The sequence below is a fragment of the Ferrimonas balearica genome (genome assembly GCF_019802055.1).
Taxonomy (GTDB): domain Bacteria; phylum Pseudomonadota; class Gammaproteobacteria; order Enterobacterales; family Shewanellaceae; genus Ferrimonas; species Ferrimonas balearica_A.
Window position 1 is genome coordinate 1,324,663 of sequence record NZ_JAHVHW010000007.1, and the last position, 25,000, is coordinate 1,349,662.

The 25,000-nt window shown below is 57.7% G+C and carries 22 protein-coding genes; 9 read left to right on the forward strand and 13 right to left on the reverse strand.

Annotated features, from left to right (window positions below; translation table 11 throughout):
* Positions 1–23 precede the first annotated feature (23 nt).
* Genes KUV52_RS13675 through zwf form a run of 4 tightly spaced genes read right to left on the reverse strand, consistent with a single transcriptional unit; the run spans position 24 to position 4,657 of the window.
* Complete coding sequence (locus tag KUV52_RS13675; RefSeq protein WP_222526479.1) at positions 24–659, reverse strand: bifunctional 4-hydroxy-2-oxoglutarate aldolase/2-dehydro-3-deoxy-phosphogluconate aldolase; 636 nt, start codon at positions 657–659, stop codon at positions 24–26.
* Between the two features lie 9 nt (positions 660–668).
* Positions 669–2,480, reverse strand: coding sequence for a phosphogluconate dehydratase (gene edd, locus KUV52_RS13680; protein WP_222526480.1), 1,812 nt, complete (start codon positions 2,478–2,480; stop codon positions 669–671).
* Positions 2,480–3,187, reverse strand: a complete 708-nt coding sequence (gene pgl, locus KUV52_RS13685; protein ID WP_222526481.1) for a 6-phosphogluconolactonase — start codon at positions 3,185–3,187, stop codon at positions 2,480–2,482. The genes edd and pgl overlap by 1 nt, the downstream gene beginning before the upstream one ends.
* 3 nt (positions 3,188–3,190) lie before the next feature.
* Positions 3,191–4,657 carry a glucose-6-phosphate dehydrogenase gene (gene zwf / locus KUV52_RS13690; protein ID WP_222526852.1) on the reverse strand — a complete coding sequence of 489 codons (1,467 nt, stop codon included), beginning with the start codon at positions 4,655–4,657 and terminating at the stop codon, positions 3,191–3,193.
* Between the two features lie 271 nt (positions 4,658–4,928).
* Here zwf and KUV52_RS13695 point away from each other — a divergent pair, with 271 nt between their 5' ends.
* Together KUV52_RS13695 and pyk are read left to right on the forward strand one after the other, a co-directional pair.
* Positions 4,929–5,783, forward strand: a complete 855-nt coding sequence (locus KUV52_RS13695) for a MurR/RpiR family transcriptional regulator (protein WP_222526482.1) — start codon at positions 4,929–4,931, stop codon at positions 5,781–5,783.
* A gap of 195 nt (positions 5,784–5,978) precedes the next feature.
* Positions 5,979–7,415 carry a pyruvate kinase gene (gene pyk / locus KUV52_RS13700; protein ID WP_222526483.1) on the forward strand — a complete coding sequence of 479 codons (1,437 nt, stop codon included), beginning with the start codon at positions 5,979–5,981 and terminating at the stop codon, positions 7,413–7,415.
* Between the two features lie 55 nt (positions 7,416–7,470).
* Here the strand turns inward: pyk and serS are convergent, their stop codons facing one another.
* From serS to lrp, 6 genes are all read right to left on the reverse strand, one after another.
* Positions 7,471–8,760, reverse strand: a complete 1,290-nt coding sequence (gene serS / locus KUV52_RS13705; RefSeq protein ID WP_222526484.1) for a serine--tRNA ligase — start codon at positions 8,758–8,760, stop codon at positions 7,471–7,473.
* A 9-nt stretch (positions 8,761–8,769) separates the two neighbouring features.
* The gene (crcB, locus tag KUV52_RS13710) at positions 8,770–9,147 is read right to left on the reverse strand and encodes a fluoride efflux transporter CrcB (RefSeq protein ID WP_222202717.1); all 378 of its coding nucleotides are present in this window, start codon (positions 9,145–9,147) and stop codon (positions 8,770–8,772) included.
* Positions 9,140–10,468, reverse strand: a complete 1,329-nt coding sequence (locus KUV52_RS13715; RefSeq protein WP_222526485.1) for a replication-associated recombination protein A — start codon at positions 10,466–10,468, stop codon at positions 9,140–9,142. The genes crcB and KUV52_RS13715 overlap by 8 nt, the downstream gene beginning before the upstream one ends.
* The gene (gene lolA, locus KUV52_RS13720; protein WP_222526486.1) at positions 10,465–11,070 is read right to left on the reverse strand and encodes an outer membrane lipoprotein chaperone LolA; all 606 of its coding nucleotides are present in this window, start codon (positions 11,068–11,070) and stop codon (positions 10,465–10,467) included. Before lolA ends, KUV52_RS13715 begins: the two co-directional genes overlap by 4 nt.
* Entirely contained in the window at positions 11,067–13,484 is a 2,418-nt protein-coding gene (locus tag KUV52_RS13725) for a DNA translocase FtsK 4TM domain-containing protein (protein ID WP_261390062.1), read from the reverse strand. The genes lolA and KUV52_RS13725 overlap by 4 nt, the downstream gene beginning before the upstream one ends.
* A gap of 174 nt (positions 13,485–13,658) precedes the next feature.
* Positions 13,659–14,162 carry a leucine-responsive transcriptional regulator Lrp gene (gene lrp / locus KUV52_RS13730; RefSeq protein WP_222526488.1) on the reverse strand — a complete coding sequence of 168 codons (504 nt, stop codon included), beginning with the start codon at positions 14,160–14,162 and terminating at the stop codon, positions 13,659–13,661.
* Positions 14,163–14,341: 179 nt separating this feature from the next.
* Between lrp and ald the strand changes: the two genes are divergently transcribed.
* From ald to cydC, 4 genes are all read left to right on the forward strand, one after another.
* A complete protein-coding gene (gene ald / locus KUV52_RS13735; protein WP_222526489.1) occupies positions 14,342–15,460 on the forward strand; it encodes an alanine dehydrogenase in 1,119 nt (372 codons plus the stop codon).
* 107 nt (positions 15,461–15,567) lie between these two features.
* Positions 15,568–16,518 carry a thioredoxin-disulfide reductase gene (gene trxB, locus KUV52_RS13740; protein WP_222526490.1) on the forward strand — a complete coding sequence of 317 codons (951 nt, stop codon included), beginning with the start codon at positions 15,568–15,570 and terminating at the stop codon, positions 16,516–16,518.
* Between the two features lie 57 nt (positions 16,519–16,575).
* Positions 16,576–18,258 carry a heme ABC transporter permease/ATP-binding protein CydD gene (gene cydD / locus KUV52_RS13745; protein WP_222526491.1) on the forward strand — a complete coding sequence of 561 codons (1,683 nt, stop codon included), beginning with the start codon at positions 16,576–16,578 and terminating at the stop codon, positions 18,256–18,258.
* Entirely contained in the window at positions 18,251–19,921 is a 1,671-nt protein-coding gene (cydC, locus tag KUV52_RS13750) for a heme ABC transporter ATP-binding protein/permease CydC (RefSeq protein WP_222526492.1), read from the forward strand. Before cydD ends, cydC begins: the two co-directional genes overlap by 8 nt.
* 33 nt (positions 19,922–19,954) lie before the next feature.
* Here cydC and KUV52_RS13755 read toward each other — a convergent pair whose 3' ends face one another.
* Positions 19,955–20,425, reverse strand: coding sequence for a glycine zipper 2TM domain-containing protein (locus KUV52_RS13755; RefSeq protein ID WP_222526493.1), 471 nt, complete (start codon positions 20,423–20,425; stop codon positions 19,955–19,957).
* A gap of 45 nt (positions 20,426–20,470) precedes the next feature.
* Here KUV52_RS13755 and aat point away from each other — a divergent pair, with 45 nt between their 5' ends.
* From aat to infA, 3 genes are all read left to right on the forward strand, one after another.
* Positions 20,471–21,184, forward strand: coding sequence for a leucyl/phenylalanyl-tRNA--protein transferase (gene aat / locus KUV52_RS13760; protein WP_222526494.1), 714 nt, complete (start codon positions 20,471–20,473; stop codon positions 21,182–21,184).
* Positions 21,177–21,878, forward strand: coding sequence for an arginyltransferase (locus KUV52_RS13765; RefSeq protein ID WP_222526495.1), 702 nt, complete (start codon positions 21,177–21,179; stop codon positions 21,876–21,878). The genes aat and KUV52_RS13765 overlap by 8 nt, the downstream gene beginning before the upstream one ends.
* Before the next feature lie 74 nt (positions 21,879–21,952).
* A complete protein-coding gene (gene infA, locus KUV52_RS13770) occupies positions 21,953–22,171 on the forward strand; it encodes a translation initiation factor IF-1 (RefSeq protein ID WP_013345495.1) in 219 nt (72 codons plus the stop codon).
* A 50-nt stretch (positions 22,172–22,221) separates the two neighbouring features.
* Here infA and clpA read toward each other — a convergent pair whose 3' ends face one another.
* Together clpA and clpS are read right to left on the reverse strand one after the other, a co-directional pair.
* Complete coding sequence (gene clpA, locus KUV52_RS13775) at positions 22,222–24,498, reverse strand: ATP-dependent Clp protease ATP-binding subunit ClpA (protein ID WP_222526496.1); 2,277 nt, start codon at positions 24,496–24,498, stop codon at positions 22,222–22,224.
* Positions 24,499–24,528: 30 nt separating this feature from the next.
* Positions 24,529–24,843, reverse strand: coding sequence for an ATP-dependent Clp protease adapter ClpS (gene clpS, locus KUV52_RS13780; RefSeq protein WP_222526497.1), 315 nt, complete (start codon positions 24,841–24,843; stop codon positions 24,529–24,531).
* Positions 24,844–25,000: the final 157 nt, after the last annotated feature.

Genomic DNA, 25,000 nt, shown 5'->3' on the forward strand with positions numbered 1-25,000 from the left:
GAGCGTTTTTGTCCCGAATCCGGTTACCCCGCAATCGCTTTACGGGACAGTTCGGTAATGCGTTCCCACTCTCCGTTGGTAATGGCATCCGCTGGGGCCACCCAACTGCCACCAACACAGGCCACGTTGGCCAGTTTCAGGTAATCCTGATAGTTGTCCGGGCCAATACCACCGGTCGGGCAGAACGTCAGTCCAGCAAGAGGGCCAGCCATCGCTTTGAGGGCCTTGGCGCCACCGCTGGATTCGGCCGGGAAAAATTTCAGGTGGTCATAACCCTGCTCAATCGCCTTCATGGCGTCAGAAACGGACGCTACGCCGGGGATCAGGGCGATGGGGGCTCGCTTACCCGCTTCCAGCAAACTCTTGGTTGCGCCGGGGCTGATGGCAAATTGCGCGCCCGCTTCGATCACCGCATCCAACTGCTCTGGGGTCAAAACGGTGCCCGCACCAACCAGAGCTTCCGGTACCGCCTCACGAATGGCACTGATGGCATCCAGAGCGCAGTCGGTACGCAGCGTCACTTCCAGAATTTCGATCCCACCAGCGACCAGCGCTTTGGCCAAAGGCACTGCCTGATCGAGCTTTTCAATCACCATCACTGGCACCACTTTGCTGCGGGCAAAGATGGCACTCGGCGGATAAAGCCAGTTAGCAGACATAGGATTTCCTTATTTCAACAGAGCCGACGCACCCAACTCCGGGCTGGCTAACAGGTTACGGAATTGGCTGAAGAGCTCGCGGCCCATGCCCTCGTTGTTGCCACCCAGTTCAGGCAGCGAGATTTCACGCTTGGCCAGCTCCTCGTCGGAAACCAGCAACTGAAGTTCACCACGTTCGGCATCCAGACGGATGCGATCGCCGTTCTGAACCTTGGCCAGCAAACCGCCATCCAGTGCTTCCGGTGTGACGTGAATCGCAGCAGGCACCTTGCCCGATGCACCGGACATACGACCGTCGGTCACCAGCGCCACTTTAAAACCGCGGTCCTGGAGCACAGCAAGTGGCGGCGTCAGCTTATGCAGCTCAGGCATACCATTGGCTTTCGGCCCCTGGTAGCGAACGACAACGATGCAGTCACGGTCCAGTTCGCCGGCCTTAAAGGCGCCATCGAGATCGTGCTGATCTTCCAATACCACCGCCGGGGCTTCGATGACACGCTTCTCCGGATCGACTGCGGAAACTTTAATCACAGCACGACCCAGGTTGCCATTGAGCAGATTCAATCCGCCGGTGGCCTGGAAGGGGTTGGAAACCGGACGCAATACCGACTCATCACCGGACGCGCGCTCAGCGTCCACCCATTGCAACTGGCCCGCTTCAAGCACCGGCTGCTTGGTGTAAAGCTCAAGCCCACTGCCCGCCACAGTACGAACGTCCGGATGGAGGAATCCGCCCTCCAGCAGTTCCCGGATCAGGAACGCCATCCCGCCCGCACTTTGGAAGTGGTTGATGTCCGCCTCGCCATTCGGGTATACCCGTGCCAGCAGAGGAACGGCAGCGGAGATGTCCGCAAAGTCCTGCCAGGTGACCTGGATGCCCGCCGCCCGAGCCATCGCCACGAGGTGCATGGTCAGGTTGGTGGAACCACCGGTTGCCAGCAGAGCAACGATGCCGTTGACCACCGCCTTCTCATCGTAGATCTCCGCCAGGCTGTAACCGCCCTCGCCTTGAGCATGACGGCAAACCTGCTTGGCCGCCGCATCGGTAAAGGCCGAGCGCATGCCGTCAGTCGGGTTCACAAATGAAGAGCCCGGCAACTGCAGACCCATCGCTTCGATCACCAGTTGGTTGGAGTTGGCGGTGCCATAGAAGGTGCAGGTGCCCGGACTGTGATAGGAAGCGGATTCCGCTTCCAGCAGAGCGTCATCACCCACTTTGCCCTGTGCATACTCCTGACGTACTCGGGCCTTCTCTTTGTTGGGCAAGCCGGACGGCATCGGTCCAGCCGGCACAAACAGGGTCGGCAGATGACCAAAGCTGAGCGCGCCCATCATCAGGCCAGGAACGATCTTGTCGCAAATCCCGAGCAACAGAACACCGTCAAACATCGCATGGGATAACCCCACCGCAGTGGACATGGCGATCACTTCACGACTTAACAGGCTCAACTCCATACCGGGCTGCCCCTGAGTGACGCCGTCACACATCGCAGGCACACCGCCCGCCACCTGGGCAATGGAGCCGATCTCCCGGCAGGAGGCTTTGATCGCTTCCGGGTAGGTGGCGTAGGGCTGGTGCGCAGACAACATATCGTTGTAAGCCGTAATGATGCCCACATTGGATTTGTTGAACTGCTTCAGATCGGATTTATCTGCCTTGCCGCAGCCGGCAAAACCGTGAGCAAGGTTGCTGCAGGAAAGCTGACGACGCTGAACACCCTGGCGGCGCTGCTTGTCCATCCGCTCCAGATACTCGGCGCGGGTGTCGCGGCTGCGCTCAATGATTCTTTGGGTAATGGTTTCGATGGTCGGGTTAAGCATCAGGCTTTACTCCAGTAAACGTCGACGGGCACCTTACGCTGATCCAACACAGCTCGAATGGGCATCGCTTTCGCATCCTGACTGGAAAGGGCCTCGTCCAGTACCGTCTTCTTGCTCTCGCCACTCAGGTGCAGGTAGATCTGGCGGGCATTGAGCAAGCTCGATAGCGACAGGGAGATCCTCGGATGGGGCGCCTGAGTCGGTCTAACCGCCAAACAGACCGCATCGGTGGTCAATCCCGCTTCCAACTCCTCCGCGCAAGGGAACAGGGAGGCGGTATGACCGTCATTACCCATGCCCAGAATGACCACATCGAAGGGTCGCGGAAGATTGGAGAGAGTTTCGGACGTCATGGCAGCACCCGCTTCCGGCGTGCCATGGATGTTATACAGTCCACGGAATTTCGCTTTGGCGGCTTTGTCCTGCAACAGGTGCTCGCGTACCAGACGCTCGTTGCTGTCAGGGTGATCCGCTGGAAGCCAGCGCTCATCAGCCAGCGTGATGTAGACCTCTTGCCAGTCGATGGCGATGGCACGCAGTTTGTGGAACAGCGGCACCGGAGTGCTGCCGCCGGATACCACCAGAGAAGCCTTGCCACGAGTGTCTACCGACTCTTGAAGCGCGTTGGCAATACGTTGTGCCAGCGCAGTGACCAGCTCGTCACTGTGCTCAAAGGATTTGAATACAGGCAGCGCGATGGCAGTCATGGTTTACTCCTCCCAGGAACGACCGTCACGGGTGATCAACGCGACCGAGGCAACCGGACCCCATGTGCCGGCCGGGTAGCTCTTGGGCTTCTCATTGGAGCGCGCCCACGCATCCAGAATGGAGTCACACCAGGTCCAGGCCTGCTCCACTTCGTCCCGACGGACAAACAGCGCCTGGTTACCCAGCATGCATTCGAGCAGGAGTCGCTCGTACGCATCCGCAATGCGCTCGTTTTTAAAGGTGTCGGAGAAAGAGAGATCCAACTTGGTGGTTTGCAGGCGCTGGGTCTGGTCCAGTCCGGGCACCTTATTCATCATCTGAATCTCAACCCCTTCATGGGGCTGCAAACGAATGGTCAGCTTGTTCGGTGGCAGTTGGCGATAGCTGTCACGGTAAAGGTTGTGCGGCGGGTTCTTGAAGTGAACCACGATCTCGGAGTGCTTGAACGGCATCCGCTTACCGGTACGCAGGTAGAAAGGCACACCGGCCCAGCGCCAGTTATCGATGTCCACCCGTAGCGCAGCAAAGGTTTCGGTATTGCTGTCCAGGTTGGCGCCCTCCTCTTCCAGATAACCCGGAACAGGCTGGCCCTTCAGGAACCCGGCGGTGTACTGACCGCGCACGGTGTTCTCGTAGATGTTTTCCTGATTGATTGGGCGCAGGGACTTGATCACCTTCACCTTTTCATCGCGGATGGAGTCCGCGTTGAGATTGACCGGGGGATCCATTGCCACCAGAGCCAGAACCTGAAGCAGGTGGTTCTGAATCATGTCTCGCATCTGGCCTGCTTTGTCGAAGTAATCCCAGCGTCCCTCGATCCCCACCTCTTCCGCCACGGTGATCTGGACATGATCGATGGTCCGGTTATCCCACTTGGAGGCAAACAGGGAGTTAGCGAATCGCAGTGCAACCAAGTTCTGAACCGTTTCTTTACCGAGGTAATGGTCAATACGGTAGATCTGGCTCTCTTCAAAGTAGGCCGCCACCTGATCGTTGATGACCATGCTGGATGCGAGATCATGCCCAATAGGCTTTTCCAGAACAACTCGGGTATCAGGTTTGATAAGGCCAGTGGTTTGCAGACAGCCGCAGATGGTGCCGTAGATGGCTGGAGGCGTCGCAAAGTAGTTGACCATCACATGGTCATCCTGAACTTCATCACGAAGTTTCAGGTAGGCTTCTGCGTCAGTGAAATCAAGGCCAACGTAGGTCAGACGAGCGACAAAGCGCTCAAGGGTGGTGGTGCAGAGAGGCTCTTTGACAAAGGTGTTGAGAGCGTCGTTGACGACCTGATGATACTCCTCGAGGGAGAGGTCCTGGCGTGCAACGCCTACAACGCGGGTCTCGGGATGCAACAGCCCCGCTTTGTCCAACTGGTATAAAGAGGGGAGCAACTTACGGCGGGCCAGATCCCCCCGAGTGCCAAACAGGACAAAATCACATGGCTTATTTGCCGAGTCACTTGCCATTGTCACATCCAACTCCTTGTTTCGGCGGCGCGCCGCTGAATGATGTAATTTAACTACATTAGAAAGAAAAATTCCGGCGAGCGCAAGTGGTTAGGACGGGCGCCTTGCTGGCTAACTTTCAATATTGTTTGTAATATACCGGAACACGCTCCATATCGCCGAACCGGATTACCGAGAGGTGCTGGCTTTACAGTATAGTGATTGCCAATGCCCCCTCCCTACTCCTTTACGCGGCGAGTGGGATACGTATCAGGGAAAAGAGTCTGATTGAATGAATACGCTCGAAAAGATCCAAAAGAACCTGCCCAACTTCAGTAAGTCTGAGCGGAAAGTGGCAGAGGTGATTCTGGCCAACCCACAGACGGCCATTCAGTCCAGTATCGCCACCTTGGCCAAGATGGCGGACGTCAGCGAGCCCACGGTTAACCGCTTCTGCAGACGACTCGACACCAAAGGGTTCCCGGACTTTAAACTCCACCTCGCCCAGAGCCTCGCCAACGGCACTCCCTACGTTTCCCGCCACGTTGAAGTCAACGACACCGCTGAAGCCTACAGCAACAAAATCTTTGAATCCTCCATGGCCGCGCTGGACTCCGCTCGCCAGTCCATCGACCCCAATCAGATCAACCGCGCCGTGGACATGCTGACCCAGGCAGATCAAATCTCCTTCTTCGGTCTGGGCGCCTCTTCCGCTGTTGCCCATGACGCCCTCAACAAGTTCTTCCGCTTCAACGTACCGGTCGTCAGCTTTGACGACGTACTGATGATGCGCATGAGCTGCATCAACGCTCGTGAGGGTGCGGTACTGGTGCTGTTCAGCCACACCGGCCGAACCAAGACTCTGGTCGAGGTAGCCCGCCTGGCGAAAGAAAACCACGCCCAGGTCATCGCCATCACCAGTAAAGACAGCCCCCTGGCCCGAGAAGCGACTCTGGCGGTGACCATGGATGTGCCGGAAGACACCGACCTTTACATGCCGATGGCGTCCCGCCTGGCGCAGATGGTGGTGGTTGACGTACTGGCCACTGGCTTTACCCTGCGCCGTGGTCCCCGCTTCCGTGAAAACCTGAAACGTGTAAAGGAAGCCCTGAAAGAATCCCGCTTCGAAAAGAGCCAACCTCTCTGATCCCCAAGGGCCGGTATTCACCGGCCCTTTTTCTATCCCGCTGCAACTACACTTATTCTGGCCCTAGACCCAGTTCACAGATAATGAACTATTTTGACACCATAAATGTATGTAATTTTCTTTCATTTCTGGTGCGTTACTTGTAGCATCTCTAGCCAGTACAGCAACGTATAAGCATCCCTGACGGAGTCAATCATGTTCCGAAGAACCAAGATTGTAACCACCTTAGGCCCGGCCACCGATCGAGATGACAACCTGGAAAAGATCATTCTCGCTGGCGCTAACGTGGTACGGATGAACTTCTCTCACGGCACTGCCGAAGACCACATTGCCCGTGCCAATCAGGTGCGCGAATTAGCCAAAAAACACAACCTCCACGTCGCCATTCTGGGTGACCTGCAAGGTCCTAAAATCCGTGTTTCCACCTTTAAAGAGGGCAAGGTACATCTGCAGATGGGCGCCCCCTTTGTACTGGACAGCGCCCTGCCCAAAGGTGAAGGCGACATCAACGCCGTAGGCCTCGACTACAAAGCTCTTCCCGACGACGTGGTACCCGGCGACATTCTGCTTCTCGACGATGGTCGGGTGCAGTTGCGGGTAGAAAAGGTGGAAGGCACTCAGGTGCACACCACAGTGACTGTTGCCGGCCCTCTGTCCAATAACAAAGGGATCAACAAGCTGGGTGGCGGCCTCTCCGCAGCGGCACTGACCGACAAGGACAAAGAGGACATCAAAACCGCCGCCAAAATCGACGTGGACTACCTCGCTGTTTCCTTCCCCCGCAGCGGTGATGACCTCAACTACGCCCGTCAACTGGCGCGTGAAGCAGGCTGCCGTGCACTGATTGTCGCCAAGGTAGAGCGTGCTGAAGCGGTTGCAGATAATGACGCTATGGACGACGTCATCCTGGCTTCCGATGTGGTGATGGTAGCCCGTGGCGACCTGGGTGTTGAGATTGGTGACCCGGAACTGGTTGGTGTGCAGAAGAAGCTGATCGCCCGCTCCCGTCAGCTGAACCGTGTGGTGATCACCGCCACCCAAATGATGGAATCCATGATCACCAGCCCGATGCCCACTCGAGCCGAGGTGATGGACGTCGCCAACGCCGTACTGGATGGCACCGATGCGGTAATGCTCTCTGCGGAAACTGCCGCTGGCAGCTACCCGGAAGAAACCGTTCAGGCGATGGCGCGGGTTTGCCTGGGTGCCGAGAAGCACCCGAGCGTGGTCGTCTCCAAGCACCGCCTCGACGAGAAGTTCAAAACCGTTGAAGAGACGATTGCACTGGCCACCATGTACGCGGCCAACCACCTCGATGGCGTGAAGGCGATCGTGGCACTGACTGAGTCAGGCAACACTCCTCTGATCATGAGCCGCATCACCTCTCCGCTGCCGATCATCGCCCTCTCCCGTCATGGTGCCTGCCTGAACCGTATGGCGCTGTATCGCGGTGTTCACCCGATTGAGTTCGACTCCACCGAGCACACGGAAAACACCATCGTGAAGGCCGCTATGGAGCGAATTGTTGCTGAAGGCCTGCTGACCTCCGGCGACAAGGTGCTGATGACCAAAGGTGACATGATGGAAACCGTAGGTGGCACCAACACCTGCAAGATCGTGACCGTCGAGTAATGGATAGCGACCACAAAAAAACCGGCCAGATGGCCGGTTTTTTTATGCGCTTTGCTTAACCGATGTGGGTCAGACCGCCCATGTAGGGCTGCAGCGCTTGCGGGATCTCGATGCGGCCGTCCGCTTGCTGGTAGTTCTCCAGAATCGCCACCAGAGTACGGCCAACAGCCAGACCGGAGCCGTTCAGAGTGTGCAGCAGTTCCGGCTTCTTCTCACCGGCGCGGCGGAAGCGGGCCTTCATGCGGCGAGCCTGGAAATCACCCACGTTGGAGCAGGAGGAGATTTCTCGGTATTTGTTCTGGCTCGGTACCCACACTTCCAGATCGTAGGTTTTGGTAGCACCAAAACCCATGTCACCGGTACACAGAACCACTTTGCGGTAGGGCAGACCCAACAGCTGAAGCACCTTCTCTGCCTGACCAGTCAGTTCTTCCAGTGCGTCCATGGAGTCTTCCGGCTTCACCAGCTGCACCAGTTCCACTTTGTCGAACTGGTGCTGACGGATCAGGCCGCGGGTATCACGACCGGAGGAACCCGCTTCGCTACGGAAACAGGGGGTGTGTGCGGTCATGCGTACTGGCAGGTCCGCTTCGTCCAGGATCTCGTCACGGGCAAAGTTGGTCAGCGGCACTTCGGCAGTAGGGATCAGAGACAGCTTGCGGTCGCTGTCTTCAGACAGCGGCTGGGTGTGGAACAGGTCCTCACCAAACTTGGGCAGCTGACCGGTGCCAAACAGACTGTCCGGGTTCACCAGATAGGGAACATACATCTCGGTGTAGCCATGCTCGCTGGTGTGCAGGTCCAGCATAAACTGGGCCAGAGCACGGTGCATACGGGCCACTTGACCGCGCATCACAACAAAGCGGGAACCGGACAGCTTGGCAGCCATGCCGAAGTCGATGCCATTGATCGCTTCACCCAGATCCACGTGATCCTTGATCTCAAAGTCGAACTGACGCGGCTCACCCCAACGGCTTACCTCGACGTTCTCGTCTTCGTCAGCGCCGACCGGCACGGACTCATGCGGCAGGTTTGGAATGCCGGCAGCGATCTCATCCAGTTCTGCCATCAGCTCAGTCAGTTCGGCTTTTTTCGCATCCAACTGACCACCCAGCTCGGACACTTCAGCCAGCAGCGGCTCGATGTCTTCGCCACGAGCCTTGGCCTGACCGATGGACTTGGAGCGACTGTTACGCTCGGCTTGAAGCTGCTCGGTTTCCACCTGCAGCGACTTGCGGCGCTCTTCCAGATCGTTAAGACGGGTGACATCCAGAATGTAACCGCGAGTGGCTAGGCGCTCAGCGGTCTGTGCCAGATCGGCACGGAGAAGTTTGCTGTCTAACATATCGCTCTTTTATTTGCTGTATGAGTAAACCCACTGTTGTCCCAGAAACACCATCAACAGACAGAGCACCAGATTCAGCAGTATATTCAGCAGGGCCTTGACCCACTCCCCCTCCTGCATCAACAGCAGGGTCTCATTGGAGAAGGTGGAGAAAGTGGTTAAGGCGCCCAATAGCCCGACTCCGATCAACGCCTTCCAGTGTGGCGAGAGTTCGAAGCTGGCTCCAAAGGCGTACAGGGCCCCCATCGCAAAGGACCCCACGCAGTTAACCGCCAGTGTACCAAAGGGAAAGGCGGTTCCGAATAGCCGTAAGGCAAGAATTGATGTGCCGTAGCGCAAAGTTGCACCGATTGCACCGCCCAGCGCCACCGCCAACCAATTACTCATCCCGTTTTACCTCACTTTGGCGATCCAATTCTGCAAGATACGCCAACTTTTCAGCGATTTTCTTCTCCAAACCACGCTGTGTAGGGTGGTAGAAGCTGGCATCGGCAAGCGCTTGGGGAAGATATCGCTCGCCAGCGGCATAGGCACCGGGTTCATCGTGCGCGTATCGGTAGTCTGCCCCGTGCCCCAGCTCCTTAAGCAATTTGGTCGGGGCATTGCGAAGATGAATGGGCACCTCCTGATCCGGGGTTTCCCGCGCCAACTGGCGTGCCGCCTTGAAAGCGGTATAAACCGCATTGCTCTTTGGCGCACAAGCGAGGTATACCAAAGCTTGCGCAATGGCTCTCTCCCCTTCGGCGGGACCGACACGATGGAAGCAATCCCAGGCGTTCAGGGCCACTTCCATCGCTCGGGGGTCGGCATTGCCCACATCTTCAGATGCAATCGCCAGGCAGCGACGGGCCACATAGAGTGGATCCCCTCCCCCTTCCAGAATTCGGCAGTACCAGTACAGCGCGCCATCCGGGTTACTGCCCCGAACCGACTTATGTACGGCGGAGATCAGGTCGTAGAACTGGTCCCCTTTATTATCGAATCGGGCAACCGGCTCGCCTGCTACCTCTTTCAACAGTGCCTCGGTCAGTTGGCCCTGATCGGCCATATCGGCCATGAGTTCCAGCAGGTTGAGAGCACGCCGGGCATCGCCATCCACCAGGGAGGCCAACTGCCTCGCCACACTGTCAGGCAGGGTCAAACCAAGCTTTCCGAGCCCTCTTTCCTTGTCATTCAGAGCCTGCTCGAGAATGATCAGGATGCCGGACTCATCCAGCTTCTTAATGACATAGACCCGGGTTCGGGAAAGTAAGGCGTTGTTGACCTCAAATGAGGGATTCTCAGTGGTCGCACCGATAAAGATGACGGTGCCATCCTCGATGTGGGGCAGGAAGGCGTCCTGCTGACTTTTATTAAAGCGGTGGACCTCGTCCACAAACAGCAACGTCTGGCGACCATGGGCCGCCGCTATGTCCTTGGCTTTATCGATGGCGGCTCGGATCTCCTTTACCCCGGAGGTTACCGCAGAGATCCGTTCGACATGGGCGTTGGCGTAGCGTGCCACCAACTCGGCCAGGGTCGTTTTTCCAGTACCTGGCGGACCCCACAGCAGCATGGAGTGGGCGCGTCCCGCCTCCAGCGCTGCCCTGAGTGGCTTGCCCGGTCCGAGAAGGTGTTCCTGACCGACGTAGTCGTCCAGGGTTTCCGGCCTCATCCTCGCCGCGAGGGGGCGAAAATCGGGGCCGAAATTGAGGCTCATGGAGGTCATGGATTACGTTGATCGTCTACCAACGTGCCTTCCGGTGGCGCAAAGTGAAAGCGCCCGTCGTCCAAAGGGCCATTACGGAACTGAGACAGATCCATCGTGGTGGTCACCTGCTGTCCATCCACCAAAGACAGCTTTTCGATGGCGTCACCATCAAAGCAGATCGCCATGCTCTGGATCGTTTCCGCCTCGTTGGGCGTCAGGGTAAAGCACTCCCCCTGCTGGGTGATCTGGTACGCCTCCCACGCCTCTTCATCGTCACTGGAGAGCAGTGACAACGGCGTTTGACCGGTGGCGTCGGTCAATGCGTAGATGCTGACCTGCTCCAGCATCGGATCGTACAGGTAGACATCTTTGCCGTCCGAGAGAATGACACTCTCTTCCGGGCTGTTCTGGTGCCAGGCAAAGCGATTGGGTACCGCCATGGCCAGTGTGCCCTGCCCCTCTTGAAGCACGGTGCCGTCTGACTCCGTGACCACCTGAGAAAACTCGGCCTCAAAAGCCGGTACTGTGGCGAGTTTCGCTTTCAGTGCCTGTTGTGGCGCTGCCATTGCCATGGGAGCAGCGACTGCCACCGCCATGGAGAGGATCCATCTGTTTATCATTGCTGAGGTCCGGGTACCAACACGTCTCGGTTACCATTATGGCCCGGTGAACTCACCAGACCGCTCTGTTCCATCTGCTCAACCAGACGAGCCGCCCGGTTATAGCCAATCTTGAGTTTGCGCTGAACACTGGAGATCGACGCGCGGCGGCTCTCCAGCACGAAGGCGACGGCCTCATCGTAAAGGGGATCGGATTCCTCTCCCCCTTCCGCCGTTTCGCCAGGAAGCAGAATCTGTTCCCCACCGGTTTCACCGGCCAGGATCTCCTCAATGTACTGAGGTTTGGCGCGGGCAGACCAGTCCGCCACCACCTTATGCACTTCGTGGTCATCCACAAAAGCACCATGGACACGGATCGGGACACCGGTACCCGGGGGCAGGTAAAGCATGTCACCCTGGCCAAGAAGCTGTTCAGCCCCCTGCTGATCCAGGATGGTGCGGGAATCCACGCGGCTGGAAACCTGGAAGGCGATCCGGGTTGGAATGTTGGCCTTGATCAAACCGGTAATCACGTCGACCGACGGGCGCTGGGTCGCCAGGATCAGGTGGATACCCGCCGCACGCGCTTTCTGAGCGATACGGGCGATAAGTTCCTCCACCTTCTTGCCCACGATCATCATCATGTCGGCAAATTCATCCACCACCACCACGATGGCAGGCAGTTTGTCGAGGTCCGGCGCTTCGGTCTCCATCGACTGTTCAGGCTGCCAGAAGGGGTCTTTGATCGGTTCGCCCGCTTCCTTTGCTTCCTTCACCTTGGCGTTGTAGCCCTTGAGGTTACGAACACCCAGTGCGGACATCAGCTTATAGCGACGCTCCATCTCGCCCACACACCAACGCAGGGCATTGGACGCTTCCTTCATGTCGGTCACCACCTCGCAAAGCAGGTGGGGGATCCCTTCATAAACCGACAATTCCAGCATTTTGGGGTCGATCATGATCAGGCGAACATCCTCGGGCGTGGATTTGTACAGCAGGCTGAGAATCATGACGTTCACGCCCACAGACTTACCGGAGCCCGTGGTGCCCGCCACCAGCAGGTGAGGCATCTTGGCCAGATCCACCACTACCGGATACCCGGAGATGTCCTGCCCAAGCACCATGGTGAGATCGGACTTGGCCTGATCGAACTGTTCGCAATCCAGCACATCGCGCAGATACACGATCTCGCGGTGCTTGTTAGGCAACTCAAGGCCGATCACCGACTTGCCGGGAATCACCTCTACAACGCGAACCGAAACCGCCGACAGGGCTCGCGCCAAGTCTTTGGCCAAATTGGTGATCTTGGAAACCTTCACGCCCGGCGCGAGATCCAGTTCGAAACGCGTAATTACCGGGCCGGGATGCACATCCACCACCTGTGCGGTGACATTGAAGTCCAGCAGTTTCGCTTCCACCAGGCGAGCGATAGCGTCCAACTCCTCCTGGCTGATGGGATTCTGGGACTTATTGGGGCGGTCCAGCAGTTCCAGTGTCGGCATGGGCGTCGAGGGGGCTTCCGGCAGGGTCGTTCCGGACTTATCCAGCGCTTCCTGCAGGTAGGGCTCCAGTGCCGGTTTGCTGGCTGGGACCGCTACCTCTTCCTGCTCTTCGGGACCGATGACCCAGGGCGGCGTCAGTTCCGGTTCGACACGGACATCCGGGTCGAGTACCGGCTCCGCATCAATAACTGGCTCAAATTCGGGCTCCTGCCAGGGCTCGCCGCTCTTTCGAACCGGTTCAGCACTGTCGTAGTCGTACTCACCCTGCTCTTCGGAGCGGCTCTTACGTCCTTTAAAGCGCTCTACCAGCTCCATAAAGCCACGGGTATCTTCGGTATCACGATCCTCGTGGGCGAAGTGCTTGGGCAGTTGCCATAAAAAGACCCCCACCGCGATGGTCGCCTCGCCGATCTTCTCGGCAATCGTCAGCCAACTGATGCCGGTCATCAGAGTAAAGCCCGCACCGATAAAGCACAGCAGGAACAGCGTGGTACCGAGCAGATTGAAATAGGGCAACATGGCTGCACTGACGACGTCACCGACTACGCCACCAGCAGAGAAATAATGAATGTCGTCGGCATTCATCGACGCCAGGGCGGCAAAGCTGAGCATGGTCAGCAGAAAGCCAATCACCCGAAGGCCGACAGAGAAATAGTCGAGTTCGGCAAGACGGTAGGCCTGGTGGAATGCGAGCCAGCCGATCGCCGCGCACACCGGTGGTACCAGATACGCTGTCAGGCCAAACACAAAAAACAGGATGTCTGCGATCCAGGCGCCGACCGCGCCCATGGCATTACTGACCGGACCTTCCCAGGCCGTCTGACTCCAGCCCGGATCGGCGGGGTGGAAAGTCGCCAGGGCCATCAACATAAACAGCGCCATGATGGCTGTGAGGATCAAGCCCCCTTCCATCAAACGCTGAAGGCCCGTCATTGGTTGCAGATTGGACGATGACAAGTGTCGCTCCTCGACCGGTCCAAAAAAAGATAGATAACCTGCCTACCTTACCAAAAGGCACGGAATGTTACCTACCGTTGCGTTGCCATCGCACTGCCATAGAAACAAAAAGTGCCCCGATTGGGGCACTTTTGTTCAGATACCGGTTGTTCAGGCTGAAGCGCCGTTGGAAATCTGAACGCGACTGGTCTGCTTTACCTCTTCCATCACAACATAGGTGCGGGTGTCCTTGACGGAAGGCAGGCGCAGCAGTGTATCGGAGAGCAGACGACGATAAGCGGTCATATCGCTTACGCGGGTCTTCAACAGATAATCGAAATCACCGGAAACCAGGTGGCACTCTTGAACGTCTTCCAACTCCATAACGGCGCGGTTGAACTGTTCAAAAACTTCTGGGGTGTCGCGGTTGAGGGAGATCTCGACGTAAACCAGCAGAGAGGCGCCGAGGTAGTGCGGGTTGACCTGAGCAGTGTAACCGAGAATGAATCCTTGACGCTCCAGTCGCTTTACCCGCTCCAGGCAGGGGGTGGGACTGAGACCAACTCGCTTGGAAAGCTCCACGTTGGAGATCCGGCCATCCCTTTGCAGTTCATTCAGGATGTTACGGTCGATTCTATCAAGTTCTTTCAACGGCTTTTTCTTGTTATATGCCATAAATACTTCCTTAGTTCCCGTCTAACGCGGGATATTGTCCTGTGTGCACCCAAATAAATCGGGGGAAATGCTCCCGACGGGAGAATATACTAACCGAGCGCCTAAGGCCAAGTAAAATATCGCGAATCATTTAACAGCGATGCAATCCAACAATAACCCTAATAAGAGGACGGAGAAGCATGATCATCGGTGTACCCAAGGAAATTAAGAACCACGAATATCGCGTCGGCATGGTACCCGCCAGCGTGCGGGAACTGACCAACCGAGGCCACGAAGTGCTGGTTCAAACCCAAGCGGGCATCGGAATTGGCTGTACCGATCAGGATTATATTGACGCTGGTGCAAAGATTCTGCCCAGCGCGGAAGCGGTCTTCGCAGAAGCGGAGATGATTGTAAAAGTGAAAGAGCCCCAGGCAGTGGAACGTGCCATGTTGCGTCCCGGTCAAATCCTCTTCACTTACCTGCACCTGGCCCCGGATGCTCCCCAAACCGAGGACCTGGTTAAGAGCGGTGCGGTCTGCATCGCGTACGAAACCGTAACCGACGCCCGTGGCGGCCTTCCCCTGCTGGCCCCCATGTCTGAAGTTGCGGGTCGCATGTCCATTCAGGCGGGTGCGCAGGCGCTGGAGAAATCCAACCAGGGTCGCGGCATGTTGCTGGGCGGCGTTCCCGGTGTAGAGCCGGCCAAAGTCGTTGTTATCGGTGGTGGTATGGTTGGCCGTAATGCTGCCCTGATTGCCGTTGGTATGGGCGCGGATGTGACCATCCTGGATCGCAACGTCAACGTACTGCGTGACCTGAACAACCAGTTCGAGAACCGCGCCAAGGTGATCTACTCCACCGCCGAAGCGCTGGAAGAGCATGTGCTGCAGGCAGATCTGGTGATCGGTGGTGTTCTTATCCCCGGTGCCGCTGCACCGAAACTGGTTACCCGAGAGCACATCGCTAAGATGAAGCCGGGCGCTGCCATCGTAGACGTGGCCATCGACCAGGGCGGTTGTGTGGCTACCTCCAAGCCGACCACTCACCAGGACCCGGTGTTCATCGTTGATGATGTAGTTCACTACTGTGTGGCCAACATGCCGGGCGCCGTTCCGCGCACCTCCACCTTTGCGCTGAACAACGCCACCCTGCCCTACATCATTGCTTTGGCGGAGAAAGGCTATGTCAAAGCCCTGCTGGACGATCAGCACCTGATGAACGGTCTTAACGTCATCGACGGCAAGATCACCTGTCCGGAAGTGGCCGAAGCCCTGGGTTACGAGTACCACGATCCCAAGGAACTGGTAAAAGCCTGATTAAGGCAATCGGCTTTATCTATACAACGGGGGCAACTGCCCCCGTTTCTTTTACCTGTCCTTTTTTTTAGAATCCCGTGCACAGCGATAAAGACTCGGAGAGTTTGATGAGTGACGTAAAGCATTGCCAACTGTTGATCCTGGGTTCCGGCCCTGCGGGCTATACCGCCGCGGTGTACGCCGCCCGTGCCAACCTGAACCCGGTAATGATCACCGGCATGCAGCAGGGAGGCCAGCTCACCACCACCACGGAAGTGGAAAACTGGCCCGGCGATCCGGAGGGCCTCACCGGTCCCGGTCTTATGGAGCGTATGAAGGCACACGCCGAGCGCTTTGAAACCGAAATCGTATTCGATCACATCAATGAGGTGGACCTGAAAACCCGCCCCTTCCGCCTGAAGGGAGACAGCGGCGAGTACACCTGTGATGCACTGATCATCGCCACAGGTGCCAGTGCCAAGTACCTTGGCCTGGAGTCCGAAACCGCGTTCCAGGGCCGCGGCGTATCCGCCTGTGCCACCTGCGACGGTTTCTTCTACCGCAACAAGCCTGTCGCCGTTGTTGGTGGCGGTAACACCGCAGTGGAAGAGGCGCTGTACCTGTCCAACATCGCGTCAGAAGTTCACCTGGTCCACCGCCGCGACAGCTTCCGCGCCGAGAAGATCCTGGTGAACCGCCTGATGGACAAGGTGGAAAATGGCAACATCGTGCTGCACACCGACCGTACTCTGGACGAGGTGCTGGGTGATCAGATGGGCGTAACCGGTGCCCGCATCCGGGACACTCGTTCCGACGCCACCGAAGAGCTGAAAGTAGACGGCGTATTCATTGCCATCGGCCACCAGCCCAACACCCAGATCTTCGAAGGCCAACTGGATATGAAGGATGGCTACATCCTGGTTCAGAGCGGGCTTGAGGGCAACGCCACCGCCGCCTCCGTACCGGGTGTGTTTGCAGCTGGCGACGTGATGGACCACAACTACCGTCAGGCGATCACCTCCGCCGGCACCGGTTGTATGGCAGCGCTGGATGCCGAGCGTTTCCTCGACGCTCAGTAATTCCACCCTGTTTGAATTCACAATGGGGCCTCCGGGCCCCATTTTGTCAGGTTCTCCATGGACAAAGACACTGAACGCCAGCTCACCGGCTGGTTAAAGCAAGCCGCGCAAGCTGGCCGCAACTGGCAGCGTATGGCCACCCTGTTGGGGTTTGCCAATGGCCTGCTGATCATCGCTCAAGCCTGGCTGATGGCCAATCTGCTGCACGGACTGATCATCGACGAGCGGTCCCTCTCCGAATTTTCCACCACTCTGATTTTGCTGTTTCTTCTTTTTCCCGCGCGCTCCCTGTGCCTTTGGGGCAAAGAGATAGCTGGCTTTGAAGCCGGTGCACGGGTCAGACAGCAACTGCGCAGCCAACTGCTGGACAAGCTGGGCCGTCTCGGCCCCGCCTTCATTCAGCAGCAACCCAGTGGTGCCTGGTCCGCCATGTTGCTGGAGCAAGTGGAGAAGCTGCAGGAGTTTTACGCCAAGTATCTGCCCCAGATGATGCTGGTGGGTCTGATCCCCGCAGCGATCCTGGTGGTGGTGTACCCCATCAACTGGGCGGCAGGCCTGATCTTCACTGTAACCGCGCCCCTGACCGTGCTCTTTATGGTCGTCGTAGGCATGGGGGCGGCTGACGCCAACAAACGCAACTTCCTGGCACTGGCACGACTCTCCGGCCACTTTCTGGATCGGCTCCGTGGGCTTCGCACTGTCCGACAGTTCGACCGGCTCGACGCAGAGGTCGAGCGGATGTCGATGGCATCGGAACAGTTCCGCCGCCGTACCATGGAAGTGCTGCGGATGGCGTTCCTCTCCTCTGCGGTACTGGAGTTCTTCGCCTCCATCTCCATCGCCGTTGTCGCGGTCTACTTTGGTTTCTCCTACCTGGGTGAACTGAACTTCGGCCACTACGGTCTTGGCGTCAGCCTGCTGACCGGCCTGCTGGTGCTTATCCTGGCTCCTGAGTTCTTCCAACCCTTTCGCGATCTGGGCGCCTTTTATCATGCTAAGGCACAAGCATTGGGTGCCGCGGAGTCGCTGATCCGCTTCCTGGACACCCCGGAGTTATCTCATCAGCATCAAACCGAATTGCCCGCGTCAGGACAGATCGAACTGTCTGCTGAGAACCTGGTAGTGACCACCGCCGACGGTAAGCCGCTGACTGCCCCCATCAACTTCAACGTAAGCAATGGGGAACTGATGACGGTGGGTGGCGTTACCGGCAGCGGCAAAACCTCCCTGATGCAAGCGATGATGGGTTTCCTGCCCTACCAGGGAAGCCTCACCGTCAATGGCCGGGAGTTGTCCGAACTGCCCCGAGGGCACTGGCTGACTCATATCACCTGGCTGGGTCAGAACCCCGTGCTTCTGCACGGTACCGTGGCCGAAAACCTGCGACTGGCTGACACCAATGCGTCCGATGACGCCCTTTGGCAAGCGCTGGAGCAGGCCCATGCGGCGGAATTTGTGCGCCGCCTGCCCGGCCAACTTAACTATCTGGTTGGTGATCGGGCTGGCGGACTCTCCGTCGGTCAGGCACAACGATTGGCCCTTGCCCGAGCTTTGCTGAAGCCCTCCCCCCTGTTGCTTCTGGATGAGCCCAGCGCCAGCCTCGACAAAGAGAGTGAAACTCTGGTGAATGACGCATTGAGCCTTGCCCGCCAGGGCCGAACTACGATCCTGATCAGCCATCGCCCTGAACAACTTGCACAAGGTGATCAGCAACTGCATCTGGGAGGCCTCAATGGGTGATTTAAAGCCGTTTTTGGCGCTCTACCGCCAGCACTGGGGAAGACTCAGTCTTGGGATTTTGCTCGCTGTACTCACTCTGCTCGGCAGCATTGGATTGCTCTCGCTGTCCGGTTGGTTTATCGCCGCTACGGCGGTAGCTGGGTTGGTGATCACCCGAAGCGCCGAGTTCAACTACATGATGCCTGCCGGGGGCGTGCGCTTTCTGTCCGTCAGCCGTACCGTTGCCCGATGGGGCGAACGGGTGGTCAGCCATGACGCCACCTTCCGGCTGCTGGCCACGCTCCGCAACTGGTTTTTCCAGCGTCTGGCGCCCCTGGGGCCGGGGCAGCTTAAAGATCTGCGTGACGCTGACCTGCTCAATCGCATGGTGGCTGACATCGATGCGCTGGATCACCTTTACCTGCGACTGATCACGCCAGTGGTTGCCGGGGCGATCTCGATTCTGGCGCTGATGGGATTGATCGCCTTTTTTGATGGTCAACTGGCGCTGATCCTTGGCGGCACTCTGTTTGCCCTGCTGGCGCTGTTTCCGCTGGTGTTCTACCGGCTGGGACTGAAGCCCGGAGAGGCACTTTCCGAGCGTCTTACGGATCTTCGCCTGCATCTTGGGGACTGGCTTGAGGCTCAAAGTGAGTTGGCGGTCTTCGGCGCCACTGAAAACCAGCGTTCCAAACTGCATCAGCAGGAGTCCGCCCTGGTGGCCGGGCAACGGTCTATGGCTCACCTTACCGGGTTTTCACAGGCACTGATTACCACCCTCAATGGTTGGGTTCTGCTGATGATGGTGGTTCTGGGCTGGCAACAGATTGGCGCCGCAACGCCTCCGGGACCGCTGTTGGCACTGCTGGTGTTCGCGACACTGGCGAGCTTTGAAGCCCTGGCACCGGTTGCGAATGCTTTCCAGCACCTGGGCCATACACTGACTGCAGCGCGCCGCCTTCGCCCCATCCTGGAGATGACACCGGACCAAACCTTTGGCGAACTGTCGGCGCCCAAAGCGTTTGAGACCTTGTCACTGAAGGCGATCCAATACCGTTACGAAGGGGGGCTCGATCCGGTTATCCATGGCCTGAACCTGACCCTGAGCGCCGGAGAAAAGGTCGCCATTCTCGGTAAGACCGGCTGCGGCAAGTCCACGCTGCTGGACCTGCTGACCCGCCAGTTCTCTCCTAAGGGGGGCGAAATTGAACTGAATGGTCAGCCCGTTGAAGCCTACTCTCACAGCGCACTGAGCCAGACCATCTGCCACATCAGCCAACGGGTACACCTGTTCAATGACACCCTCGCGGACAACCTGAGGCTGGCCAGGCCGGGCGCCTCTGATGAAGAGTTGATCAGCGCTTTGGAGAAAGTCGAGTTGGGTTACCTCGCGGCAGACAATGGCCTGACACAGTGGCTGGGTGAAGGTGGACGCCAGCTCTCCGGTGGTGAACGTCGCCGTCTGGGCCTGGCTCGCGCCCTGCTTCACCCCGCTCCGGTACTGTTGCTGGATGAGCCTACCGAGGGCCTGGACGAAGGCACAGAAAGTCGGGTTCTGGCAGCGATGCTGGCCCACCAGCCGAATCGCACTCTGCTCTACATCACCCATCGTCGGGCGGCATTGGAACAGATGGATCGGGTTTACACCATGGACAACGGGTGTCTCACTCCGACCGTAAATTGAGCGCAAAGCAACGGGGCCAATTGGCCCCGTTTTTTACATCGCTTTGTCGACCCGAACCTGCCCGCCGGAGAGGTAAACCACCCTCACCTCCTGTCCGGCCCGAAACACCATTCCCGGGTCATAATCCTGAATCACCATCAGGCGTTCATCCCCTTCGGTCAGAATCATCATCTCAACCAGACGGTACTGCCGAACCTGCTGTTGATTGGCGGAACGGTTCGCCAGGCCCGCCCCTGCCAACGCGCCAAGTACCGTGGCCACATCCTGACCGCTGCCACCACCAAACTGATGGCCGATAACGCCGCCGATTAAAGCGCCGCCAAACACCTTCCAACCTCGGTTGCGATCCTCAATCAACTCTTCTCGACTCACCTCTCTCACTGACTCTACTGAGCCATAAACCACCTTTTCGACCGGCACTGCCTGGTTACGGTTGTAGTTTGCCAGCGCATTGGCCGCTAGAATGAAACCTATCAGCATCAGGGAAAGACGTTTTATCAGCATGGTGACACCTACCGGTTAGATCCATGCCAATACTATAAGCCCAATATGGTCAGTGCCGTAAGCTATCTGAATCAACACGCACAGTGGTTCCCGCCCGCGCACCAGGCGCTTGAAGAACCCAACGGTTTGCTCGCCATCGGGGGAGACCTCAGCCGAGATCGGCTGTTGCACGCCTACAGAAACGGGATCTTTCCCTGGTTCAATCCCGGAGACCCCATCCTTTGGTGGAGCCCCGACCCCCGGGCCATATTTGACCTTCCCGCCTTTGTGCCCCCGCGCAGCCTGAAGAAATGCGTCCGACAGAACGGCTGGCACTTCAGCGTGAATCTCGCCTTTGATGAGGTGATCGCCGCCTGCGCCGAACCAAGAGCTAAGCAGGATGGCACCTGGATAAGCCCCGATATGCAGCACGCCTATCAGCAGTTGCATCGCAGCGGTCACGCTCACTCTGTCGAAGTGTGGCAAGGGGACATCCTGGTTGGCGGACTGTATGGGCTGGCTCTGGGGGGGGTCTTTTGTGGAGAGTCCATGTTTCATCGGGTCAGCAACGCCTCAAAAGCCGCTTTCTGGGCACTCGCCTGCCACTTCTCAAAAGCGGGCGGCCGGATGATCGATGCCCAGGTGCCCAATGATCACCTGCTCCGTCTTGGGGCCCAGATGGTCCCACGCATGACTTTTCTTGAGCGCTTGCACGCGCTGCGTGACCGGCCGATGCCCGACGCCATCTGGCAACCCGCGAGGTACGAATTCGATGTCTGATATTCGTCATCTCAGTCTGGGTCTGAGCCAGAGTTTCCCGTGCAGCTATCTACCCGACCAGTTCGAGCAACTGCTGGTCAATCGGGAACCAGTAGACGGCGGCCAGTTCGAACAGCTTCTGGCCCTGGGTTTTCGCCGTTCAGGTGGCCAGATCTATCGCCCCCATTGTCAGGCCTGTCAGGCATGCGTGCCGGTTCGCCTGCCGGTTCAGCGCTTTCAGCCCAGTCGCTCGCAAAAACGGGTGATCAGCAAAAACCGGGATCTGGTTTGGCGCGTAACCACCCGCCCTACCCCGGAGCAACAGGCGCTTTACCTCGAGTACATCTGCCAGCGTCACAATGACGGGCCCATGTATCCGCCGTCACTCGATCAGTTTGATCGCTTTTTGGTGTGCGACTGGCTTGAACAGCTCTACCTGGAAGCCTGGCTGGATGACGATCTGGCGCTGGTCGCCGTAACCGATCTGCTGCCCAACAGTCTGTCAGCCACCTACACCTTCTTCCAACCCGCACTGGCAGACCGATCCCTAGGCACCCGTGCGATTTTGGCCCAGATTGGATTGGCTCAGCAGCTTGGTCGAGACTATCTATACTTGGGCTACCAAATCGACGACTGCCAAAAGATGGCTTACAAGACACACTTCCAACCTCTACAGCGGCTTGAGGGCCAGCAGTGGCTGGATTGGCGGGGTTGACGCCTTTACAGCGCAGGTCTTTTGCGGCATGATACGCCGGATTTTTTCTCAGACTTAACGGGATGATTTGCTAGATGGCAAAAGAAGACAGCATCGAGATGCAGGGCACGGTTCTTGAAACCCTGCCCAATACCATGTTCCGGGTGGAACTGGAAAACGGACACGTGGTTACCGCCCACATCTCCGGCAAAATGCGTAAGCACTACATCCGCATTCTGACCGGCGATACTGTGACTGTGGCGCTGACCCCCTACGATCTGACCAAAGGTCGCATCGTTTTCCGTTCTCGTTGATCGGTCATCCCCAAGATTGAAAAGCCCGGCGATTGCCGGGCTTTTTGTTTTCAGGTGGTGGCTTCAGCCATGGTTTCCGGGTACTGGAAGGTTAAGCCGTCATCGGCCACCTCGACCGTTACCCGGCCCCCTTTCTGCAGTTGGCCAAACAGGATCTCATTGGCCAGAGGCTTCTTAATCTCCTCCTGCACCAGACGCGCCATGGGACGGGCGCCCATATCCCGGTCATAGCCCTTCTCTGCGAGCCATACACGGGCATCTTCGCTGACCGACATGCACACACCCTTGGCGTCCAGCTGCGCCTGAAGTTCCACCAGGAACTTGTCGACCACCTTGGCAATCACCTGCATATCCAGATGGTTGAACCAGATGATGGAGTCGAGGCGGTTCCGGAACTCAGGGGTAAACACCCGGTTAATCTCGCTCATCGCATCCGGGCTGTGATCCTGCTGTTTGAAGCCGATGGACTTACGGATGGTCTCCTGTACGCCGGCATTGGTGGTCATCACCAGAATCACATTGCGGAAGTCCGCCTTGCGACCGTTGTTGTCGGTCAGGGTACCGTGGTCCATCACCTGCAGCAGCAGGTTGTAGACGTCCGGGTGCGCTTTCTCAATCTCATCCAGCAGCACCACGGAATGCGGGTGTTTCAGTACCGCGTCTGTCAGCAGCCCGCCCTGGTCGTAACCGACGTAACCCGGAGGTGCGCCAACCAGTCGGCTGACACTGTGGCGCTCCATGTACTCGGACATATCAAAGCGGATAAGCTCTACACCCAGCTGGCGTGCCAACTGCTGAGTCACCTCGGTCTTACCGACGCCGGTAGGTCCGGCAAACAGGAAGTTACCCACCGGTTTGCCCTCGTTGCCCAGCCCACTGCGAGCAAGACGGATGGCGGCGGTCAGGGCATCGATAGCCGGGTCCTGACCAAACACTACCATCTTCAGGTTACGGTCGAGGTTCTGCAGAACCTCTTTGTCCGTTGCGGAAACCGACTTAGTGGGGATCCGAGCAATCTTGGCCACAATCGCTTCGATATCGGAAACGCTGATGGTTTTCTTACGCTTGGAGGCTGGCAGCATCGCCATCCGGGCACCGGCTTCATCAATCACGTCGATTGCCTTATCGGGCAGGTGGCGCTCGTTGATGTGCTTGGCCGCCAGATTAGACGCTGCACTCAGCGCAGCCTGGGTATAACGCACCTGGTGATGATCTTCGTAGCGGCTCTTCAGTCCCATCAGGATCTGAGTAGTTTCTGCTACGGAGGGCTCGACCACGTCGATCTTCTGGAACCGGCGGGCCAGCGCCCGATCCTTTTCAAAGATCCCCTGGTACTCCTGGTAGGTGGTGGATCCAATGCAACGCATCCGACCACTGGACAGAAGTGGCTTGAGCAGGTTGGACGCATCCATCATCCCACCGCTGGCCGCACCGGCCCCGATGATGGTGTGGATCTCGTCAATAAAGAGAATCGCCTTCTCGTCCCGCTGCAACTGCTTCAGCACGGACTTAAAGCGCTTCTCAAAGTCACCACGGTACTTGGTGCCCGCCAACAGCGCGCCCATATCCAGGCTGTAGATGGTGCAGCCCTGCATCACTTCAGGCACTTCATCCTGGGTAATGCGGTACGCCAGACCTTCGGCAATGGCGGTTTTACCGACCCCTGCCTCACCCACCAGCAGCGGGTTGTTCTTACGGCGGCGGCACAACACCTGAATGGTGCGTTCCAGCTCCTGATCCCGACCGATCAGCGGATCGATTCGACCGTTGGAGGCGAGTTTATTGAGGTTGGTAGCAAAGTTTTCAAGCTTTTCGCCACTCTCCTCTTCTTTCTCGGTGAAGGTGCTCTCGTTGCTTTCAGCACCACCAAAACTGTCCTCATCCTGGCTGTCCCGCTTGACGACGCCATGGGCGATAAAGTTGACCACATCAAGCCGGGAAACGTCGGACTTTCTCAGCAGGTAGACCGCTTGGGACTCCTGCTCAGAGAAGATGGCCACCAACACGTTGGCGCCGGACACTTCGTTGCGTCCGCTGCTTTGAACATGGAACACCGCTCGCTGAAGCACACGTTGGAAGCCCAGCGTGGGTTGAGTCTCACGCTCGGTATCATCGTCCGGGATCAGGGGGGTGGTTTGTTCAATAAACACGGACACCTCCTGACGGAGGTTTTCAATTCTGGCTCCGCACGCCTCCAGGGCTTCGCGGGCGGAGGGGTTTTCGAGTAGCGCCAGCAGCAGGTGTTCCACCGTCATAAATTCATGACGGCTGCGCCGGGCCTGTTGAAACGCGTTGTTCAGCGTGATTTCCAGGTCTTTATTCAGCATGTGCGCTCCCCATTACCCCTAGTGTTCGCATCAGGCGCTCTCCGTGGAGCAGAGCAAGGGATGCTCGTGCTCACGGGCGTAACGATTCACCTGTGCAGCTTTGGTCTCAGCGACATCGTGGGTAAACACCCCACAAACGCCCTTCCCCTTGTAATGTACGGTCAGCATCACCTCAGTAGCCTGTTCTGAGCCCATGGAGAAGAACTTGGTCAGTACCTCTACCACGAACTCCATGGGAGTGTAGTCGTCGTTATTCAGGACGACCTTGTACATCGGAGGCGGTGCTATCGCCTGGGATTGCTTCTCATGTTCTACGACATGATCAAGCTCGGTGTCTCTGCTCATGGTAAAAGCTTAGTCACTCCATTTTGATGTTGCAGTCAGGTAAATGGGGCTTTTACCCCTTGACTGCGTTGTTATCTTTTTGTTAATTGGTAACTGTCAGCGCTCGAACGCTGCCACTCTCCAGTGCTTACCTTTCGTTATATGGGCAGCGGAGAGT

Excerpts from the sequence above, each read along its gene's own strand:
- clpS (WP_222526497.1), bottom strand. The coding sequence starts at position 24,843 with ATGAGCAGAGACACCGAGCTTGATCATGTCGTAGAACATGAGAAGCAA.
- KUV52_RS13725 (WP_261390062.1), bottom strand. The coding sequence starts at position 13,484 with ATGACGGGCCTTCAGCGTTTGATGGAAGGGGGCTTGATCCTCACAGCC.
- pyk (WP_222526483.1), top strand. The coding sequence starts at position 5,979 with ATGTTCCGAAGAACCAAGATTGTAACCACCTTAGGCCCGGCCACCGAT.
- lrp (WP_222526488.1), bottom strand. The coding sequence starts at position 14,162 with ATGGCATATAACAAGAAAAAGCCGTTGAAAGAACTTGATAGAATCGAC.
- cydD (WP_222526491.1), top strand. The coding sequence starts at position 16,576 with ATGGACAAAGACACTGAACGCCAGCTCACCGGCTGGTTAAAGCAAGCC.
- clpA (WP_222526496.1), bottom strand. The coding sequence starts at position 24,498 with ATGCTGAATAAAGACCTGGAAATCACGCTGAACAACGCGTTTCAACAG.
- crcB (WP_222202717.1), bottom strand. The coding sequence starts at position 9,147 with ATGAGTAATTGGTTGGCGGTGGCGCTGGGCGGTGCAATCGGTGCAACT.
- KUV52_RS13675 (WP_222526479.1), bottom strand. The coding sequence starts at position 659 with ATGTCTGCTAACTGGCTTTATCCGCCGAGTGCCATCTTTGCCCGCAGC.
- KUV52_RS13765 (WP_222526495.1), top strand. The coding sequence starts at position 21,177 with ATGTCTGATATTCGTCATCTCAGTCTGGGTCTGAGCCAGAGTTTCCCG.
- pgl (WP_222526481.1), bottom strand. The coding sequence starts at position 3,187 with ATGACTGCCATCGCGCTGCCTGTATTCAAATCCTTTGAGCACAGTGAC.
- infA (WP_013345495.1), top strand. The coding sequence starts at position 21,953 with ATGGCAAAAGAAGACAGCATCGAGATGCAGGGCACGGTTCTTGAAACC.
- lolA (WP_222526486.1), bottom strand. The coding sequence starts at position 11,070 with ATGATAAACAGATGGATCCTCTCCATGGCGGTGGCAGTCGCTGCTCCC.
- cydC (WP_222526492.1), top strand. The coding sequence starts at position 18,251 with ATGGGTGATTTAAAGCCGTTTTTGGCGCTCTACCGCCAGCACTGGGGA.
- KUV52_RS13755 (WP_222526493.1), bottom strand. The coding sequence starts at position 20,425 with ATGCTGATAAAACGTCTTTCCCTGATGCTGATAGGTTTCATTCTAGCG.
- ald (WP_222526489.1), top strand. The coding sequence starts at position 14,342 with ATGATCATCGGTGTACCCAAGGAAATTAAGAACCACGAATATCGCGTC.
- KUV52_RS13695 (WP_222526482.1), top strand. The coding sequence starts at position 4,929 with ATGAATACGCTCGAAAAGATCCAAAAGAACCTGCCCAACTTCAGTAAG.
- serS (WP_222526484.1), bottom strand. The coding sequence starts at position 8,760 with ATGTTAGACAGCAAACTTCTCCGTGCCGATCTGGCACAGACCGCTGAG.
- edd (WP_222526480.1), bottom strand. The coding sequence starts at position 2,480 with ATGCTTAACCCGACCATCGAAACCATTACCCAAAGAATCATTGAGCGC.
- zwf (WP_222526852.1), bottom strand. The coding sequence starts at position 4,657 with ATGGCAAGTGACTCGGCAAATAAGCCATGTGATTTTGTCCTGTTTGGC.
- KUV52_RS13715 (WP_222526485.1), bottom strand. The coding sequence starts at position 10,468 with ATGACCTCCATGAGCCTCAATTTCGGCCCCGATTTTCGCCCCCTCGCG.
- trxB (WP_222526490.1), top strand. The coding sequence starts at position 15,568 with ATGAGTGACGTAAAGCATTGCCAACTGTTGATCCTGGGTTCCGGCCCT.
- aat (WP_222526494.1), top strand. The coding sequence starts at position 20,471 with ATGGTCAGTGCCGTAAGCTATCTGAATCAACACGCACAGTGGTTCCCG.